Annotated in this window: 18 protein-coding genes; 10 read left to right on the top strand and 8 right to left on the bottom strand. The window is 67.0% G+C overall.

The window, feature by feature from the left end:
• The first annotated feature begins 2 nt into the window (after positions 1–2).
• A complete protein-coding gene (locus RI032_RS16045; RefSeq protein ID WP_019336628.1) occupies positions 3–890 on the top strand; it encodes an endonuclease/exonuclease/phosphatase family protein in 888 nt (295 codons plus the stop codon).
• Positions 891–1,067: 177 nt separating this feature from the next.
• Here the strand turns inward: RI032_RS16045 and rne are convergent, their stop codons facing one another.
• Positions 1,068–4,262, bottom strand: a complete 3,195-nt coding sequence (rne, locus tag RI032_RS16050) for a ribonuclease E (RefSeq protein WP_322547306.1) — start codon at positions 4,260–4,262, stop codon at positions 1,068–1,070.
• A gap of 407 nt (positions 4,263–4,669) precedes the next feature.
• Here rne and RI032_RS16055 point away from each other — a divergent pair, with 407 nt between their 5' ends.
• A complete protein-coding gene (locus RI032_RS16055; protein WP_049453080.1) occupies positions 4,670–5,644 on the top strand; it encodes an RluA family pseudouridine synthase in 975 nt (324 codons plus the stop codon).
• A gap of 547 nt (positions 5,645–6,191) precedes the next feature.
• Here the strand turns inward: RI032_RS16055 and zupT are convergent.
• The 3 genes from zupT to RI032_RS16070 all read right to left on the bottom strand — a co-directional run bounded on the left by zupT (position 6,192) and on the right by RI032_RS16070 (position 7,863).
• Positions 6,192–7,001: a zinc transporter ZupT gene (gene zupT / locus RI032_RS16060; protein ID WP_010486740.1), complete on the bottom strand. Its 810-nt coding sequence runs from the start codon at positions 6,999–7,001 to the stop codon at positions 6,192–6,194.
• Positions 7,002–7,099: 98 nt separating this feature from the next.
• Positions 7,100–7,516: an energy transducer TonB gene (locus RI032_RS16065; protein ID WP_010486743.1), complete on the bottom strand. Its 417-nt coding sequence runs from the start codon at positions 7,514–7,516 to the stop codon at positions 7,100–7,102.
• Positions 7,513–7,863: a 4a-hydroxytetrahydrobiopterin dehydratase gene (locus tag RI032_RS16070; RefSeq protein ID WP_005417612.1), complete on the bottom strand. Its 351-nt coding sequence runs from the start codon at positions 7,861–7,863 to the stop codon at positions 7,513–7,515. The genes RI032_RS16065 and RI032_RS16070 overlap by 4 nt, the downstream gene beginning before the upstream one ends.
• Positions 7,864–7,953: 90 nt before the next feature.
• On the opposite strand from RI032_RS16070, the gene RI032_RS16075 reads away from it, so the two are divergent.
• Positions 7,954–8,553 carry an NfuA family Fe-S biogenesis protein gene (locus tag RI032_RS16075; protein ID WP_010486746.1) on the top strand — a complete coding sequence of 200 codons (600 nt, stop codon included), beginning with the start codon at positions 7,954–7,956 and terminating at the stop codon, positions 8,551–8,553.
• 10 nt (positions 8,554–8,563) lie between these two features.
• Positions 8,564–10,330, top strand: coding sequence for a hypothetical protein (locus RI032_RS16080; protein WP_322547307.1), 1,767 nt, complete (start codon positions 8,564–8,566; stop codon positions 10,328–10,330).
• 143 nt (positions 10,331–10,473) lie between these two features.
• Here RI032_RS16080 and RI032_RS16085 read toward each other — a convergent pair whose 3' ends face one another.
• Both RI032_RS16085 and RI032_RS16090 read right to left on the bottom strand, forming a co-directional pair.
• Positions 10,474–10,887, bottom strand: coding sequence for a barstar family protein (locus tag RI032_RS16085; RefSeq protein ID WP_010486750.1), 414 nt, complete (start codon positions 10,885–10,887; stop codon positions 10,474–10,476).
• Entirely contained in the window at positions 10,887–11,339 is a 453-nt protein-coding gene (locus RI032_RS16090) for a guanyl-specific ribonuclease (protein ID WP_029380094.1), read from the bottom strand. Before RI032_RS16090 ends, RI032_RS16085 begins: the two co-directional genes overlap by 1 nt.
• Positions 11,340–11,559: 220 nt before the next feature.
• Between RI032_RS16090 and RI032_RS16095 the strand changes: the two genes are divergently transcribed.
• Complete coding sequence (locus tag RI032_RS16095; RefSeq protein WP_005410310.1) at positions 11,560–12,171, top strand: superoxide dismutase; 612 nt, start codon at positions 11,560–11,562, stop codon at positions 12,169–12,171.
• A gap of 60 nt (positions 12,172–12,231) precedes the next feature.
• On the opposite strand, the gene RI032_RS16100 is transcribed toward RI032_RS16095, so the two are convergent.
• On the bottom strand, positions 12,232–13,080 hold the full coding sequence (locus RI032_RS16100) for an endonuclease/exonuclease/phosphatase family protein (protein WP_126559435.1): 849 nt from the start codon (positions 13,078–13,080) through the stop codon (positions 12,232–12,234).
• A gap of 162 nt (positions 13,081–13,242) precedes the next feature.
• On the opposite strand from RI032_RS16100, the gene RI032_RS16105 reads away from it, so the two are divergent.
• Entirely contained in the window at positions 13,243–14,808 is a 1,566-nt protein-coding gene (locus RI032_RS16105) for a POT-type proton-dependent oligopeptide transporter (RefSeq protein WP_049409328.1), read from the top strand.
• A 7-nt stretch (positions 14,809–14,815) separates the two neighbouring features.
• Positions 14,816–15,442 carry a rhomboid family intramembrane serine protease gene (locus tag RI032_RS16110; protein WP_010486760.1) on the top strand — a complete coding sequence of 209 codons (627 nt, stop codon included), beginning with the start codon at positions 14,816–14,818 and terminating at the stop codon, positions 15,440–15,442.
• 43 nt (positions 15,443–15,485) lie between these two features.
• On the opposite strand, the gene RI032_RS16115 is transcribed toward RI032_RS16110, so the two are convergent.
• A complete protein-coding gene (locus RI032_RS16115; protein ID WP_049453088.1) occupies positions 15,486–15,671 on the bottom strand; it encodes a hypothetical protein in 186 nt (61 codons plus the stop codon).
• 185 nt (positions 15,672–15,856) lie between these two features.
• On the opposite strand from RI032_RS16115, the gene RI032_RS16120 reads away from it, so the two are divergent.
• Genes RI032_RS16120 through cfa form a run of 3 tightly spaced genes read left to right on the top strand, consistent with a single transcriptional unit; the run spans position 15,857 to position 18,213 of the window.
• The gene (locus tag RI032_RS16120) at positions 15,857–16,159 is read left to right on the top strand and encodes a GNAT family N-acetyltransferase (RefSeq protein WP_006455911.1); all 303 of its coding nucleotides are present in this window, start codon (positions 15,857–15,859) and stop codon (positions 16,157–16,159) included.
• A gap of 37 nt (positions 16,160–16,196) precedes the next feature.
• Entirely contained in the window at positions 16,197–17,078 is an 882-nt protein-coding gene (locus RI032_RS16125) for a DUF3298 and DUF4163 domain-containing protein (RefSeq protein WP_049482644.1), read from the top strand.
• A gap of 19 nt (positions 17,079–17,097) precedes the next feature.
• Entirely contained in the window at positions 17,098–18,213 is a 1,116-nt protein-coding gene (cfa, locus tag RI032_RS16130; protein ID WP_057503449.1) for a cyclopropane fatty acyl phospholipid synthase, read from the top strand.
• Positions 18,214–18,215 lie beyond the last annotated feature (2 nt).

Here is an 18,215-nt window from a genome sequence, read left to right on the forward strand (position 1 = left end):
CGATGAAGCAGCAGGGGGCGAGGGTGCGCACATCGGTGCGTGCCCTGGGGCTGGCCATTGCATTGACATTGCCGGGCGTGTTGATGGCGGCCGAACCGGCTGCCACGACCGCGGCGCCCGACGTTGCCAGCGCGCCGGGCATGAGCATGGTCACCTTCAACCTGCATCATGACCGCGAAGACTGGCCGAGCCGGCGCCGCACCATTCTGGCCGAACTCAAGCGCCTGCAGCCGGATGCGGTTGCCCTGCAGGAGGTGATCCAGCGCCGCAACGTGCGCAACCAGGCGCAATGGCTGGCCAGCCAACTCGGCTACAGGTACGTGTTCGTGTCCACCGATCCTGTTGGGGCGCCCAAGCGCTACGGCAATGCGCTGCTGACGCGGCGGCCGATCCTCGCCCAGGGGGATCATCTGCTGCAGCCGTTGGACGACTACCGCACGGTTGCTCACCTGCGCATCGACGTCGATGGCACGCCGGTGAACGTCTATGCCACGCACCTCAACGAGCGCAGTGACGAGAGCGGGCAGCGCATCCGCCGCAGCCAGGTCGAGGATCTGCTGCGCTTCATCACTGCAACGTCGGCCGGTGCTCCGGTGGTGATCGCCGGCGACTTCAATGCGCTGGTGGATGCTGGTGACCTGAGCGAGCTGCGCAGCCACTACGGCGACAGCTACGGCAGCGTGCACGTCAACACTGACCTGGCCGGGGTCAGTACATTGAACCGGCACTACTACCAGGCACCCTCGCGGATCGACCACATCTTCTTCCAGCAGGACGAGATGGTCGCGCGTGAGGCCAAGCTGCTGTTCGACCAGCCCGATGACAGCGGTCGCTGGGCCTCGGACCACTACGGCGTGTGGACCCGTCTGCAGTTCGCGCCGAAACCCTGACGGAGCACGCTTCGGTAGGTGCCAACCTTGGTTGGCACGGACGTGTCCGCGTCCGCTCCAACAACGGCGCCGACCAAGGTCGGCCTCTTCCAGAGCGCTGCACGCGCCGGAGGCACAAACAAAAACGGCGGGGATCATTGATCCCCGCCGTTTCGTTTTCATGCGATCAAAGAGCGATCAGTTCGCCGGCGGCGTGCGCTTGGCAGTCTCTTCGTCTTCTTCGTCGGCCTTGGCTTCTGCAGCCTGGGCTGCAGCGTCGGCATGGCCATCGGCGACCGGGTCGATCGACGGCGTCACCACCGCTTCGGCGACCGGGGCAGCGGCTTCGATCGGCGCGGCTTCCACCGCCACCGGAGCGACCGGCTGTTCGGCGGCTACGACGGGTTCGACGACCGGCTTGGCTTCAACCACCGGAGTGGCTTCAACGATCTCCGGCTTGGCTTCAACCACCGGCGCAGCTTCGACCGCCGCCGGCTTCGCTTCGATCACCGGAGCGGCTTCAGCCACCGGGGCTGCTTCAACCGCGACCGGCTGTGCTTCGGTCACCGGCGCGGCAGCGGCTACCGGCTGGGCCGGGGTCGCGGCGTCGATGGCATCGAGCATGCTGGTCTGCACCGGCGAGGACACCGCTTCGGTCTTCGCAGCAGCTTCGACCGGGGCCTGCACTTCAGCCACGACCGGGGCGGCGGCTTCGACCACGGCGCTGCTCACCACGGCAACCGGTGCGGCGGCGACGGCGGCGGCAGCACGGACCGGCTTCGCGGCGTCGGCAACGACCGGCTCGACTTCGTCATCGAAGTCGAACTCCGGCTGCGAACGGGCCGGCTGCGCAACAGCGACCGGCGCAGTGCCGGCAGTACTGTCGACGTTCGGCTCGGCGCCGTCGGCGTCATCACTGTCATCACCCTCGTCCTGGTCATCACCCAGAGCGTCGCTGGCGGCGGCGTTCTCGGCGCCACCGCGACGACGACGACGGCCACCACGACGGCCACGGCGACGGCGGGTCGCGCCTTCGCCTGCCTGCTCGCCATTGGCGTCGGTTGCGGCCTCTTCACCGGCAACCGCAACCACCTCGGCCTCGTTGGCACCGGTCTCGACCGCTACTGCGGCGTCCACCGGAGCGGCGGCCACCGGGGCGACCGGTGCAGTGGCTTCCTGTGCGGTCACCCCATTGGCGGCGGCGGCCGTGGCGGCCACGGCTGCTGCCGCGGTCACGGCGTCGACCGGTGCATCGGCGGCACCGCGCTGCGGTTTCTCGGTCGGCTTGTCACCGTCCTGCTGCTGCGGACGCGGCTGCTTGGGCTGCTTCAGCTTCGGCTGCTGCTGGTTCTGGTTCTGGCCCTGCTGCTCGTTGCGCGGCTTGTTCTGCTGCTGCGGCTGCTGCTGGCCATCCTTCTGCTGCGGCTCCTTCTGCTTGCCCTGCTGCGGCTGCGGCTGGGCATTGCCGTTGTTGCCGTTGCGGCCATCCTTGCGCTGCTCACCGCGGTCCTTGCGGTTGCCGCCGTCCTTCTGCTGCTGCGCGTTGCCGTTGCCACGATTGTCGTCGCGACGGTCCTTGCGGTCCTTGTTGCGATCCTTGTTGCGGTCCTTGCGGCCACCGTCCTGCGACTGACGCGCCGCCGGAGCGGCCGGCGCCGGCGCCGGGGCCGGCTCGCCACCGAACACGCGCTTGAGCCAGCCGATCACGCCGCCGCTGGGGGCCGGGGCCGTCGGTGCGACCGCGACCGGGGCCGGGGCTGCCTTGGCCGGCTCCACTTCCTCGCGCACCGGGGCGGGGGAGGTGTGCTTGACCTGGGTCACCGCCGGCGGCGGGATGTTCAGCTGGCCCTTGGTCAGCGCGTGCACCGGCAACTTGCGCGGGGTGCCGCGCTGGTAGCTGGGCTTGTTGCTCTCTTCACCCAGCTCGTTCTCGCGCAGGCGGGTGACGGTGTAGTGCGGGGTGTGCAGTTGCTCGTCGGCGACGATCACGATCGGCGCCTCGTGGCGCTGCTCGATCTCGCGCAGGGCGCTGCGCTTTTCGTTCAACAGGTAGTTGGCGATCTCCACCGGGGCCTGGACCAGCACCTGCCCGGTGTTTTCCTTCATCGCATGTTCTTCGGCGACGCGGATGATCGACAGCGACAGCGACTCGACGCTGCGCATGCGGCCGTGGCCGTCGCAACGCGGGCAGACGATCTGGCTGGACTCGCCCAGGCTCGGGCGCAGGCGCTGGCGGCTCATTTCCAGCAGGCCGAAGCGCGAGATGCGGCCGACCTGAACGCGCGCGCGGTCGTACTTCAGCGCGTTGGCGAGGCGGTTCTCGACTTCGCGCTGGTGCTTGTTGGAGGCCATGTCGATGAAGTCGATCACCACCAGGCCGCCCAGGTCACGCAGGCGCAGCTGGCGGGCCACTTCTTCGGCCGCTTCCAGGTTGGTCTGGAACGCGGTGTCCTCGATGTCGCTGCCCTTGGTGGCGCGCGAGGAGTTCACGTCGACGGCGGTCAACGCTTCGGTCTGGTCGACCACGATCGAGCCGCCCGACGGCAGGCGCACGTTGCGCTCGTAGGCGCCTTCGATCTGCGATTCGATCTGGAAGCGGTTGAACAGCGGGATGTCGTCCTTGTAATGCTTGAGCTTGCGCAGGGTCTGCGGCATCACCTGCTGCATGAACTCGCGGGCGTGCTCGTACATCTCCTCGGTGTCCACCAGGATCTCGCCGATGTCGGCGCGCAGGTAGTCACGCAGGGCGCGCACGATCAGGCGCGATTCCTGGTAGATCAGGAACGGGGCCGGCTTGCTCAGCGCGGCTTCGGCGATGGCACGCCAGACGTTGAGCAGGTAGTCCAGATCCCACTGCAGCTCTTCCGCATCGCGGCCGACGCCGGCGGTACGGATGATCACGCCCATGTCGTCGGGGATGTTCAGCTTGTCCAGGGCGTCCTTCAGGGCGGCACGGTCTTCGCCTTCGATGCGACGGGACACGCCGCCGGCGCTGGGCGAGTTCGGCATCAGCACCATGTAGCGGCCGGCCAACGAGATGAACGTGGTCAGGGCAGCGCCCTTGTTGCCACGCTCTTCCTTGTCGACCTGGACGACGATCTCCTGGCCTTCCTTCAGCAGTTCGCGGATGCCGGCCTTGTTGTGGTCGACACCGGCCTGGAAGTAGTCGCGGGAGATTTCCTTCAGCGGCAGGAAGCCATGGCGGCCACCACCGTACTCGACGAAGGCCGCTTCCAGCGAGGGCTCGATGCGGAAGATCCGGCCCTTGTAGATGTTGGACTTCTTCTGTTCCTTCGACGGCTGTTCGATGTCGATGTCATACAACGACTGGCCATCCACGATGGCAACACGCAGCTCTTCAGCCTGCGTGGCGTTGATCAGCATTCGCTTCATTGTTGCGTTCCTCGCAAGCGGCTACCGCGCGGAACGCCATGGGGTTTCGCCTCTGGACACGGTTCGCCGCCCATTCGCGCAAGCGCGGGGAGGGCGGCTTGGGTTTCCAGCGCTACGACACCACGGCAGGCCGCGGGAGCGCTTCACTCTTATGGGTTTTGGGGTGTTACAGGCCGCAGGCAGCTGTCAGCCAGGCTGGAGCGCCACGCGGGACATGTTCAGCACGGTTGCGTGTCAGGCATCCGGCGATGGCCGGGAAGGCCGGTGAGCCGCTAACATGGCCGCCCCGCGGGCGGTGGTCGCGCACTGTGCCGGATTCGTCGGAAGCTGGGCTTCTGGCCCTGAGTAACTTCCAACGAAATCAATCCCTTATCTCGCCCCCCGAGTGTAACAGAATAAACAGCCTGATGACCGCCCAAGACCCGACCAAACCCGCTGGCGACAAGCCATCCGTGCGCATGATCACCGTTCCCGCCGACCGCGCCGGCCAGCGCCTGGACAACTTCCTGCTTGGCCAGCTGAAGGGCGCCCCGCGCAGCCTGGTCTACAAGCTGGTGCGCAGCGGCCAGGTACGGGTGAATGGCGGCCGTGCCAAGGCCGAACGCAAGCTGGAGGCGGGTGACGAGGTGCGTGTGCCGCCGGTCCGTCTCAGTGAGGAGGGAGACAAGGCTGGCCCGCCGGAGGCGTTCATGCGCCGCCTGGAGCAGGCCATTGTCTTCGAGGACGCCCGCCTGCTGGCCCTGAACAAGCCCACCGGCGTGGCCAGCCACGGTGGCAGCGGCATCAGCTTCGGCGCCATCGAGACCCTGCGCGCGCTGCGCCCGGGGCAGACCCTGGAGCTGGTCCACCGGCTGGATCGCGACACCTCGGGCCTGTTGATCGTGGCCAAGAAGCGCTCGGCGCTGAGCGAACTGCAGGCGCTGCTGCGTGAAGACCACGGTGCCGGCATCCGCAAGCGCTACCTGACGCTGTTGACCGGACGCATGCCCGACGGCGTGATGACGGTTGACGCGCCGTTGCATGTGGGCCTGCGCCAGGGCGGCGAGCGCCATGTGCAGGTCAATGCGATCGGCAAGGAATCGATCAGCCACTTCCGGGTACTGGAACGTCGTGGCGGCCATTCATACTGCGAGGTGCGTATCGAGACCGGCCGCACCCACCAGATCCGCGTGCATGCCCAGCATCTGGGGCATCCAGTGGCCGGTGACGACAAATACGGCGATCCGGCGGTCAACAAGCGGCTTCGTGAGCAGATCGGCCTGAAACGCCTGTTCCTGCACGCGGCTTCGCTGGAGTTCGCGCTGGATGACGGCAAGAGCCCATACGTGCTGAACGCGCCGCTGGCGGATGAGCTGGTTGAGGCGCTGGACCGCCTGCGCTGACGGCGGTTCGGCGGCGCCGGGTGCTTGGTCGGCGCCGTCGCTTCCCTGCGATGAGTGGGCTTGTCACTTTCTTTGCTCGTGCAAAGAAAGTAACCAAAGAAACACGCCGCCATCCGCGAGCCGGCGCTGCGCGCCGGTGCCCTGCGCTCCTCGGTCCGCCGAGGGGCGGCGCGGAACTCGCTGCGCTCAGACACCCGCGCCTCTTCGCCCTCGCCGGACCTGCGGTGCTCGGCTCGCTACAAGGCGGACCTGACAGCCGCAGCGTAGACCCATACCCGCACGCAGCCCTTGTAGAGTCGAGCCACGCTCGACTCACGCGCGCAGCGCGGGCTTCGCTTTCTCATTCTTTCATCGCGCGGCTGGCACGCCTATAGCCTGTCAGAGGCCGGGCGAGGTGGGTTTGCGGGGGTGTAAGCGCCATGGATGGCGCGCCCAAGCCCCCATGGATGGGTTTACGGCGTCCCCCGCAAACCCACCTCGCCCGGCCCAACCCCGGAATCTCGCTCCGCCAGCCGCGAGGGGGCTCAGCCCGTTGGCTGCAACCCCCTCACCACTTGAACAACACCAGGCTGATCGCCAGGGTGCCCATGCCGGCCACCAGGCCATACACGGTTTCGTGGCCCTTGGCATAACGCTTGGCTGCCGGCAGCAACTCATCCAGCGCAAGGAACACCATCACGCCGGCGATCAGTCCGAACACCCAGCCAAACGTGGCGTGCGACAACGATCCTGACAGCAGCCAGTAGCCCAGCGCCGCGCCCACCGGTTCGGCCAGGCCGGACAGCAGGCTGGCACTGAACGCATAGAACTTGTTCTGGGTGGCGAAGTACACCGGCACCGCGATCGCGATGCCCTCGGGAATGTTGTGGATGGCGATGGCGAAGGCCAGTGGCATGCCCACCGATGGGCTTTCCAGCGTGGCAAAGAAGGTTGCCAGCCCTTCCGGGAAATTGTGCGCGGTGATCGCGACCGAGGTCAGCAGCGCGACCCGTTTCAGGTATTCGCGGCTGTTCTCTCGGAACGCGGGGTCCTGCTTGTCCAGGCTGTCGTGCGGGTTGGGAATGAAGTGGTCGATCAGCACGATCACGATCACGCCCAGCAGGAAGGCCAGGGTGCCGTAGGTGAAACCGGTACGCTCGCCATAGGCCAGCGCGAACGAAGCAATGGACTTGTTGAGGATCTCCGACAGCGACACATAGACCATCGCGCCGCCGGCGAAGGCCAGGCCGAATGCCAGCAGGCGCGGGTTGGGGCGCCGTGAGAACAGCACCAGCAGGCTGCCGATGGCGGTGGCGAGGCCGGCCGCAAGAGTGACCGCCAGTGCGATCCAGATGTTTTCGGGAGGAATCTGCAGCATGTACCGACGCGGTCCTGGTCAATAGACAACCGCCCCGGGCAAGGCCGGGGCGGCGAGGGCGAGGCGGGCGTCGGCTGGCCTCGTCGGGGCGCGGGCGATCAGCCGCCGCGGCGCAGGCGTTCTTCGATGGCGAAGCACTGGTCCGGCTTCGGCTGCGGCGGGTTGAAGCTGACCGGTACCTGGATGGTGGCCGGCACTGCAGCACCGTTGCGGGTGGCGGCCTTGAACTGCCAGCCCTGCACGGCGGTCCTGGCCAGTTCGTCCAGTTGCGGGTTGCCGGCCCCGGTCAACAGCGCGACCTCGCTCGGCTTGCCGTCGGCGCCGATGGTCACCTTGAAGGTGCTGGTGCCGCCCACGCCCATGCAGGCCAGCTCAAGCGGGTACTGCGGCGGCGGCGTCTTCACCGCGGCCACTTCGGTCGGCGGCGGCGGTGGTGGTGCCGGTGGTTCGGACGGGCCACAGCCGGCCAGGCCGGTCGCAGCGATCAGGGACAGGCTCAGCAAACGTACGTTCATGGCAGTTGCTCCGTCAGGGCCGAAGTCTTTGCCGCGCAGATGAAGTCGTTCTCGCTCAGGCCGCCCACATCGTGGGTGGAGAAGCGCACGACCGCGCGGTCGTAGTGCACGCCCAGGTCCGGATGGTGGTCCTCGTGATGGGCGATCCAGGCCAGCGCGTTCACGAAGGCCATGGTGGCGTAGTAATCCTTGAAGCGGAAGGTGCGCGTCAGGGCCTGCCCGCCCTCGCTCAGCTCCCAGCCGGGAACCTGCGGCAGCAGTTCGGCCAGGCGGGCCTCGCCAAGCTTGTGGTCGCTGCCTTTGCGCGGCACGCAACGGGCCTGGGCCAGTGGAATCAGGTCGGCCATGGGAATCTCCACTTCGTGTTGACTGAACAATGCGCCGGACGGTGTATAAACCGAATGAGCGGCTGACGCTTACTTGGCTAGAATAGCCTGATGATCCAGATCTCCGACACTGCCCAGACCCATTTCCGCAAGCTGATCGAACGCGAGGGCGTGCCCGGCATGGGCGTGCGCCTGAGCGCGGTCGACCCCGGTACCCCGCGCGCCGATGCCCGGCTGGAATTCGCCGAACCGACCGACCTGCTCGGTGACGAGTGGGCAGTGGACTGCGATGGCTTCACCCTCTACGTCGATGCGAGCAGCGTCGGCTGGCTCGACGGCGCCGAGATCGACATCGTCGCCGGCACCGCCGGTACCCAGCAGCTGACCATCAAGGCACCGCGCATCAAGGGCGAGGCCCCCGGCGATGCCGCGTCGCTGGTCGAGCGCGTGCACTGGGTGGTGGAGAACGAAGTCAATCCGCAGCTGGCCTCGCACGGCGGCAAGGTGGCCGTGCAGGAAGTTTCGGCCGACGGCGTGGTGCTGCTGCGCTTCGGTGGTGGCTGCCAGGGCTGTGGCATGGCCGACGTGACGCTCAAGCAGGGTATCGAGAAGACTCTGATGGGCCGCGTGCCGGGCGTGACCGCCGTGCGCGACGCGACCGACCACGACAGCGGCCACGCGCCGTACATCCCGCGCGGCAACGTCGCCTGACCGCTGACGCGTGCCTCTGACCCGGGCCGAGCAACTCATCGAACTGCTGCTGGCCCGCCAGCAGCCACGCGCCGTCCTCGAGAAGTCTACGCGCCTGCCCTATGGCTGGGCGCTGTGGCTGCGCTCGCTGGGCCCGCTGCCGCGGCCGTTCCACGCCCGCGAAGTGATTGCGGTATTGCTGCCGCGCCCGCTGCCTGGGCCGCCGGGTCAATCGCCCCGGCTGTCACCGTGGCAGTCGCTGCGACGGCTGTTCTGGCAGGACTGGGACGCTGCGCCGCGCGATCAGCGCTGGATGCGCTGGACCTCGGCGTTTGCCAGCGCGCTGCTGCACCTGCTGTTTTTCATGCTGCTGCTGTGGGTTGCGGTGATCCGCACCACGGCACCGGAAGCAGAGGGCGCCGAAGGCGAGCGTGTGCAGGTGGAATTCGTCGGTCGCGCCAGCGAGGAAGGTGGTGGCGATCAGCCGGGTGCCGAAGCGGCTGCGGCTGCACCGGCGGGTCAGGTTGCCGCCGGCCAGGAGGCAGGGGCAGCGACGGCACCTGAGCCACGTCCTGCGGCCGCGTCGGCGCCTGCACCCGCGCCGGCTCCAGCACCGACAGCCAGCGTGCCGTCGCCGTCGGCCGAAGCCGAGCCGGCCCCGCTTGCGGCCCCGCCACCCTCGCCGGTGCAGGCCACCGAAGTAGCGCAGGCCAGTACGGATTTCGTGGTGCCACCGGTGAGCGTGCCGCGCACCGAGGTCAGCATCGTGCCGCGTGACACCACGCCCGCAGTGCGCGAGCGCAGCGTGCAGCCGGTGCAGGCGCCGCCAACCCCAACCGCACTGCGTGCGCCGGAAATCGCGGTGCGGACGCCGCAGCTGCGTGACATCCAGGTGCAGGAGCGCGAAGTCAGTACGGTCGATGCACCGGCGGTGTCGCAGCCGCTGCGCACGGCCGATGTGCAGGTGCGGGTACCGCAGCGCGACGTGCAGGTGCGCGAGCGTGAAGTGCAGGCGGTGGTCGATCCGCAGGTGCGGATGGCAACCGTTGCCGGTCGTGATCCGGCGGTGCGTGCGCCGGCGGGTCGTGACGTACAGGTGCGCGAGCGCGAAGTAGCCTCGGCACCGGCCGCAGCCCCTTCGTCTTCCAGTGGGAATGCACCCGCGGCAACACCCGCGCCGGCAGCCAATGGCAGCGCGACGCAGGCGAGCAGCAGCACTGCGCGGCCTGCTGCATCCAGCACGACCCCGGCTCAGGCAGGAGCGCGCCCGGCCCCCAATCCGGGCAACTGGGCCACCCCCGCCAAGGGGGATGACTGGGGTGCATCGAGCCGCAACCATGACGGCGCCGACAAGGGCGCCCGCCAGGCCGGCACCACCGGCAAGGGCAGTGGCCTGTTCAATGCCGATGGCAGCGTGCGTGTGCCGGGCCAGGAAGGCGAGGGTCGTGCCGAGCGCGGTGCGCCCGGGGGTGCCAACGATGGCTGGAGCAAGGAACGCATCGCGCAATCGGGCACCTGGTTGAAGCGACCGCCTTACGACTACACGCCCACTTCGTTCGACAAGTACTGGGTCCCGCAGGAATCGCTGCTGGCCGAGTGGGTGCGCAAGGGAGTCAAGGCAATGGAGATTCCATTGCCGGGTACCAGTACGAGGATCTCCTGCGTGATCTCGATCCTGCAGGCCGGTGGTGGCTGCGGCCTGACCAATCCGAACATGCAGGACCAGCCGGCCGTGGCGCGACCGCCGCCGGACATCCCGTTCAAGAAGGAACTGCAGGAAGACAACGGGAGCCGCTAGGCAAGGCGGGCGCGCCACACAGTGGTCGGCTCGCGCTTGGGTAGGTGCCAACCTTGGTTGGCGCAGAAGCGCCGACCAAGGTCGGCCTCTACCGAGGCATCAGCGCATGCCGACCAAGGTCGGCATCCACCAGGGCAGTGACCTCACGCGCTCTGCGAGAGGAACACCCAGAACGGCACGTCGCGGCCGACCCAGTCGCGGCTGGCTTCGTCCATCACGTCCAGCAGGGTGTCAAAGTCCTTCTGCGTGGAGGCGCGCAACGTGTCCACGTCGGCCAGGAACAGCGCGTAACCGTTGGCCGGCAGCCACTGCAGGTCGCGCAGGTTGTCCGACAGCGCATCCCAGTTGCCGCCGAAGCCGGTCGGGAAATCCAGTTGCGCGGCCAGCCGGGCGAGCAGGGTGCGCTTGTCGCCCACGCCTTCCAGATCGATGCGGATCACCTTCAGCCCGGCATCGCGCATCGCTGCGGCAAGTGCGCCGATGTCGTCGCTGTCGATGGCGTAGACGCCAGCATTGTTGATGTCATGCAGGCCGAGGCCGAAATCATCGTGGCTCATCACTGCGCTCCCTGGGCCGGTACGGTGAAGCTGCGGAACGATTCGTAGTGGTCGTCGGTGTAGTACCACGCCTCCGGCGGATCGCCGCCGGTGACGATGCGGCGCGTGCCACGGGTGCGGGCGCCGGGGGTATCGACTGTGTATTCGCGGTAGTAGCCGCGCGGGCGCTGCGGCAGCTGCTGCTCGCGGTTGCCGAACGTGCTGCCGTCCTGGCGGTGCGGGAACGGGCCGCCACGCTGGATCAGGGCGATGGTCTGCCGGGCTTCAGCGGGCAGGAACGCGGGAAGTCCGCTGTTCTTGCCGGGCGAGGCGGTGGCCGGCGCGCGCGCGGCAGGCGCACCCTGCAGGTCCGGCGCGAACTGCGGCGCCGGCGGGCGCTGCATGAAATGGTTGACGACCAGGCCGAGCAGCAGCAGGGCGATGGCGGTGATCAGCAGCCGGGGGTTGCGCATGGGCAAGGAGCGGGCGAGGGCGGTGCAGGCACTGTAGCGCCTGTGCGCTGCACGGTGCATGAGGATGGCATCGCGTCACTGCTGCGTAACAATTGCCGTCGTGCTCACTGGCAGGACGCAATTTCCTTTACATCCCCCTTGGTAATCTGGCGGTCTGTCCCCATCATTCACCGCGCAACGCCCGACACCGTCGGGTGCCCTCGCAATCAGGAGATGCATCATGGCCTATACCCTGCCCAAGCTGTCCTACGCCTACGACGCGCTGGAACCGCACATCGATGCGGCGACGATGGAAATCCATCACACCAAGCATCACCAGACCTACATCAACAACGTCAACGCGGCGCTGGAAGGCACCGAGTACGCTGACCTGCCGGTCGAAGAACTGGTGAAGAAGCTCAAGTCGCTGCCGGAGAACCTGCAGGGTCCGGTGCGCAACAACGGTGGCGGCCATGCCAACCACTCGCTGTTCTGGACCGTGATGGCTCCGAATGCTGGCGGCAACCCGGTGGGCGACGTGGCCAAGGCCATCGACAAGGACCTGGGCGGCTTCGACAAGTTCAAGGACGCCTTCACCAAGGCTGCGCTGACCCGTTTCGGCAGCGGCTGGGCCTGGCTGAGCGTGACCCCGGACAAGAAGGTCGTGGTCGAGAGCACCGGCAACCAGGACAGCCCGCTGATGGAAGGCAACACCCCCATCCTCGGCCTGGACGTGTGGGAACACGCGTACTACCTGAAGTACCAGAACCGCCGTCCGGAATATATCGGCGCGTTCTTCAACGTCATCGACTGGAACGAGGTCGAGCGCCGTTACCAGGAAGCGATCGCCTGATCGCGGTGATGGGATGAACGGAGAAGGCCGGGGAAAACCCGGCCTTTTCTGTTGCAGGAGTCATTCGGTAGCGGCGGTATCACCCTGCAGGCGCAGGGTGGCCATCACGCCCAGGCGCAGGCCGGGCAGGTCGCCGTCGGCCGGCAGCAGGATCGGCTGCTGGCGGATGCCGCCAAAGTGCTTGACCTGGAACAGCACATCCAGGCCATGACCGCTGCTGCCGCCGCCACTGGCCGCAGGCGCCTCGACGCGACCGCCGGGATTGCGCCGGGCGGGCTGGAACCCCGGGGTGCTGCGCACGAGCTCGACGGTGGTTGCCGAGAAATCGCCGGCGATCAGGCTGGGCATGCCCTCGGCGGTGGCGCCGATCCAGGTCATCAGGTCGCTGGTCTGATGCTGGCGGGCGGTGGCCTCGTCCGGGTCCGGGCGCAGCCGTGCCACATAGATGTTGACCAGTGCCTCGCCCAGCTTCAGCCGCATCATGCCGGCGGCGCTGAAGGTGCCGGGTGGGTGCAGCAGGGTCACGCCATCCTCGCTGACCGGCAGCCGGGTCAGCATCGCGTTGCCATGCCGCAACGGCTGGCTGGGCGGATCGGCAGTAACGAAGTCGCAGCTGTAGCGCAGCCGGGTGGCGAGCCAGCAGGCCGGGTTGCGGCCCTGCTGCTGCAGCACCTGCTGCACCGAGATCACGTCCGGTTGCAGGTCGGTCAGCAACTGTGCGACCTGTTCGCGGCGCAACTTCCATTGCGCATCATCGCGGCTGGGCAGCTCCAGCGCGGCCACGGTCAGTTGGCGGGGCTCGCTGGAGCTGGCCGTTGTGGCCGGTGCCTGCGGCCGCGCCTGCGCCTGCAACGCCATCAGCAGCACCAGGCAACTGAGCAGGAGACGGGCGGGGGCGAGGGGGCGCATAACGATAAGTTTACGCTTTTGTCGTGCAGGTGCCGTGACTTCCGGCATGGCATGCGGTGTCTGCCATGGATTGGCACCGTTGTCATGCAGCCCTGCAGCGTGCTTCGCAAGCCCTGCTTCCGGTAATCTTGCGCCTTTCGCTTTGCAGGATTGCCTTACAGGATGAGCCACGACGCAGTTGCCCCCATCGCCGGCCAGGGAAAGATGCCGCGCCAGATCCCGTACATCATCGGCAATGAGGCCTGCGAGCGGTTCAGTTTCTACGGGATGCGCAACATCCTGGTGCAGTTCCTGATCACCTCGCTGCTGCTGCAGGAAATCACTGCGGAAGGCCGTGCCGGTGAAGCCAAGGACATCATGCACAGCTTCATGATCGGCGTGTATTTCTTCCCGCTGCTCGGAGGCTGGCTGGCCGACAGGTTCTTCGGCAAGTACCACACCATTCTCTGGTTCAGCCTGGTCTACTGCGCCGGCCACTTGTGCCTGGCGTTGTTCGAGAACAGCCGCGAGGGCTTCTTCCTCGGCCTGGGCCTGATCGCGCTCGGTGCCGGCGGCATCAAGCCACTGGTGGCCTCGTTCATGGGTGATCAGTTCGACCAGAGCAACAAGCACCTGGCCAAGATCGTCTTCGACGCCTTCTACTGGATCATCAACTTCGGCTCGCTGTTCGCCTCGCTGCTGATCCCGCTGGTGCTGAAGAACTGGGGCCCGCAGTGGGCGTTCGGTATCCCGGGCATCCTGATGTTCATCGCCACCTTCGTGTTCTGGCTGGGCCGCAAGCGCTACGTGCTGGTGCCGCTGCCGCCGAAGGATCCGCATTCGTTCGCCAACGTGGTGCGTACCGCACTGACCACGCGCGTGACCGGCCAGGGCCGTCCGGGCCTGGTGATCGCCGTGCTCGGCCTGGTGCTGGCAGCAGCCTCGTTCAGCCTGGTCGGCTCGCTGGGCATCGTCATCTGCCTGTGCCTGGCGCTGGTGTCGATCCTGGCGGGCATCGGCGGCGGCACCTGGCTGCAGCTGGAGCGTGCCCGTGGCCAGCATCCGGCCGAAGCCGTGGAAGGCGTGCGCTCGGTGCTGCGCGTGCTGGTGATCTTCGCGCTGACCACGCCGTTCTTCTCGCTGTTCGACCAGAAGGCCTCGACCTGGGTCCTGCAGGGCCAGCAGATGCAGATGCCGAGCTGGTTCACCGCCTCGCAGATGCAGGCGCTGAACCCGCTGCTGGTGATGATCCTGATCCCGTTCAACAACCTGGTGCTGTACCCGGCCCTGCGCCGCTTCGGCTTCGAGCCGACCGCGCTGCGCCGCATGACCGCCGGTATCGCCTTCAGCGGCCTGGCCTGGATCGTGGTCGGCGGCATCCAGGTGGTGATGGACGGGGGCAACGCCATGTCGATCTTCTGGCAGATGCTGCCGTACGCGCTGCTGACCTTCGGTGAGGTGCTGGTCTCGGCCACCGGCCTGGAGTTCGCCTACAGCCAGGCGCCGCAGGCCATGAAGGGTGTGGTCATGAGCTTCTGGAACCTGACCACCACCATCGGCAACCTGTGGGTGCTGCTGTCCAATGCAGCCGTGCGCAATGACGTGGTGACCCACAAGATCGCCAGTACCGGCCTGAGCGAGGCGGCATTCCTGATGTTCTTCTTCGCCGGTTTCGCCTTCGTCGCGGCGTTGGCCTTCGGTTGGTACGCAAAACGCTATCGTATGGTCGACAACTACCGTAGCGCCTGAGCCTGACATGACCCCCGTCAATCTGCTGTTGATCGCCATCACCGCCATCCTGTCGTGGATGGCGTTCAACAACCGCAAGCTGGCCGACCGCCTGATCCTGTGGCCGCCGGCCATCGACCGTCACCGCCAGTACGACCGGCTGGTGACCTATGGCTTCATCCATGCCGACTGGTCGCACCTGATCTTCAACATGATCACCCTGTTCTTCTTCGGGGGATTCATCGAGAGCGTGATGGTGCAGCTGACCGGCAGCTACCTGACCTACCCGGCGTTCTACATCGGTGCGCTGCTGGTCTCGATCCTGCCCAGCTACCTGAAGAACCAGAAGAACCCGAACTACCTCAGCCTGGGTGCGTCCGGGGCGGTGTCGGCGGTGCTGTTCGCCTTCATCCTGATCAAGCCGTGGTCGATCATCCTGGTGTTCTTCATCCCGGCGCCGGCCATCGTCTACGCCGCGTTCTACGTCGGCTACAGCATCTGGATGGACAAGCGCGGCGGTGACCGCATCAACCACAGCGCGCACCTGGCGGGCGCGGCGTTCGGCGTGATCTTCATGCTGGCCATGCAGCCGAGCATCTTCACCCACTTCCTGCGCGAGCTTTCCAACCCGACCTTCCGCCTCGGCGGCGGTTGATGGCGGGAGCGGGGCGGATCGGCAGCGATCCGCCCCGGCAGGCTCAGATCGCGGTCTGCTGGCCGTAGGTGTCCAGCAGGCGGGCGAACACTTCCTCGCCGATGCGCTGGAAATCCTGGTCTTCGGTCTGCCCTTCCACCGCCAGTTGCAGCAGGCCCTCCAGCAGGGCGCGGTCGGTATCGGAATGGGGATCGCTGGGGTGCATCGGTGCCTCCGCGGTGGTGCGCATGATCAACGGTCGCAAGGGCCGTGCCAGCCTGGCCGTACCCCTCCACAGGCGATAGCGGCCGCCGGCCCTCCAGCTTGAGGGTCGAAAACTGACGTGAACGGACTGGACTTGCCCCTGTTCAGGCTTCACGCGATCATGGCGCCCGGCTGCGCACCATCCACGCAGTCGCCGCAGGAGACAGTTCCATGGCTTCGGTCACGCCCCCCGGTCTGGCCTACGAGGTCGAACACGACCTGGCCAACCATCGCTTCACCGCCCGTGTGCGCGGACAGCTGGCGGTGCTGGATTACCAGATCAAACGCAGGCGCATGGTCATCACGCATACCGAGGTGCCCGAGCCGATCGCCGGCCGGGGCATTGCCGGTGAGCTGACCCGTGTGGCGCTGCGTTTTGCCCGTGAGCAGAAGTACAAGGTGGTGCCGGCGTGTTCCTACGCCGAGGCCTTCCTGCAGCGGCATGAGGAGTACCACGACCTGCTCGTTGGCTGAATGCCAGCGGGCCACGCTTCAGCCATGGCAGGCGATGATGTACAAACATGAACAGGGGATCCCGATGAAGATTGGAAACAACCGGCCATTGCACGGCAGCGTGCTGGCCGGCGTGGTGGGCGTGCTGTTGCTGGCCGGTTGCCAGCGTGAAAGCGAACCGGCACCGGTGGCCGACGGGGCACCTGCCGCCGAGACCACCGCCGCAGGCGAAACGCCGGCCACGGAAGCGCCGCTGGACCTGCGCGACGTGATCGAGAACAACGAACGCGAAGTGGTGGGCATCAGCTACCCGGCCGGCATCGACCGCTACCCGGGCCTGGCACGCGCGCTGCAGGACTATGCCACCAGCGCTCGCAGCGACCTGCAGCAGGCACTGGACGGGCTGGGCAATGACAAGCCGACCATGCCCTACGAGCTGTCGCTGAGCTTCGAGAAGCTGCTGGAAACGCCACAGCTGGTGGTGGTCAGTGCCGATGGCAGCCGCTATACCGGTGGCGCCCACGGCGAGCCGCTGGTGGCGCGTTTCGTGTGGCTGCCGGCGCAGCAGCAGATGCTCAGTGCCGACAAGCTGGTGGCCGATGCCAAGGGCTGGAAGGCGATCAGTGATTTCGTTGCCGACCAGCTGCGCGAACGCGTGGCCACGCGGCTCAGCGGCGAGGACATGGACCCGGCCCAGCTGCAGGAATCGCTGCGCAACGCATCGCGCATGATCGCCGACGGTACCGGCCCGCAGGCCGACAATTTCAGCCAGTTCCAGCCGCTGACCGACGACAAGGGGCAGATCACGGCACTGCGCTTTGTTTTCCCGCCCTACCAGGTGGGTCCATACTCGGACGGCACCCAGACCGCCGATGTACCGGCGGCGGTGCTGTTGCCGCACGTGGCCAAGGACTACGTGGAGCTGTTCGCACGCGGTTGACCGCAGTCGAGGAGGTGGCGTGGATACAGGGTTGCAGGAGCGGGTCGCCGGCCTGCTGCAGGAAGCCGGGGTCCGCATCGGCGGTACCCAGCCACAGGATATCCAGGTGCATGACCCGCGCTTCTTCGCGCGGGTCATGGGCCAAGGCTCGCTCGGCCTCGGCGAGAGCTACATGGAGGGTTGGTGGGATGCCAACGTCCTGGATGATTTCCTCGTCCACCTGATGCAGGCGCACCTGGACGAACGGGTGCACGGTTGGCGCGAAGTGGCCGATGCGCTGAAGGCGCGCCTGTTCAACCTGCAGGTGGGGCAGGGCAGCTACGAAGTCGGCCGCCGCCACTACGACCTCGGCAACGATCTCTACCAGGCCATGCTCGGCCAGCGCTTGGTCTACAGCTGTGGCTACTGGCGCAATGCCGACGATCTCGACACCGCGCAGGAAGCCAAGCTCGACCTGGTGTGCCGCAAGCTGGGGCTGCGCCCGGGTCAGCGTGTGCTGGACATCGGCTGTGGCTGGGGCGAAGCCCTGAAGTTCGCAGCCGAGCGCTACGGCGTCAGCGGCGTCGGCGTGACCATTTCGCAGGAACAGGCCGAGTTTGCCCGCGAGCTGTGCGCGGGGCTGCCGATTGAAATCCGCCTGCAGGACTACCGGGAACTGGACGAACCGTTCGATGCGATTTTCTCGATCGGCATGTTCGAGCACGTCGGTGACAAGAACTACGCCAGCTTCTTCGAGGTGGCCAAACGCTGCCTGTCGCCGCGTGGCCTGCTGCTGCTGCACAGCATCGGCACCAACATCTCCCGGCATCGCACCGATCCGTGGATCGCGCGCTACATCTTCCCCAACTCGATGCTGCCGTCGGCAGTGCAGATCACACGGGCGTTCGAAGGCCGTTTCGTGCTGGAGGACTGGCACAACTTCGGTACCGATTACGACCTGACCCTGCAGGCCTGGCGACGCAACGTGGAAGCGGCGTGGCCGCAGCTGGACACGCGTTACGACGAGCATTTCCGCCGCATGTGGCGGTTCTACCTGGCCGGATCGATGGCCACCTTCCGCTGCCGGCATGCGCAGTTGTGGCAGCTGGTGCTGTCGCCGGAAGGCGTGCCGGGCGGGTACGTGGCGCCACGCTGATC

The organism is Stenotrophomonas geniculata, assembly GCF_034508895.1.
Lineage (GTDB): Bacteria > Pseudomonadota > Gammaproteobacteria > Xanthomonadales > Xanthomonadaceae > Stenotrophomonas > Stenotrophomonas geniculata.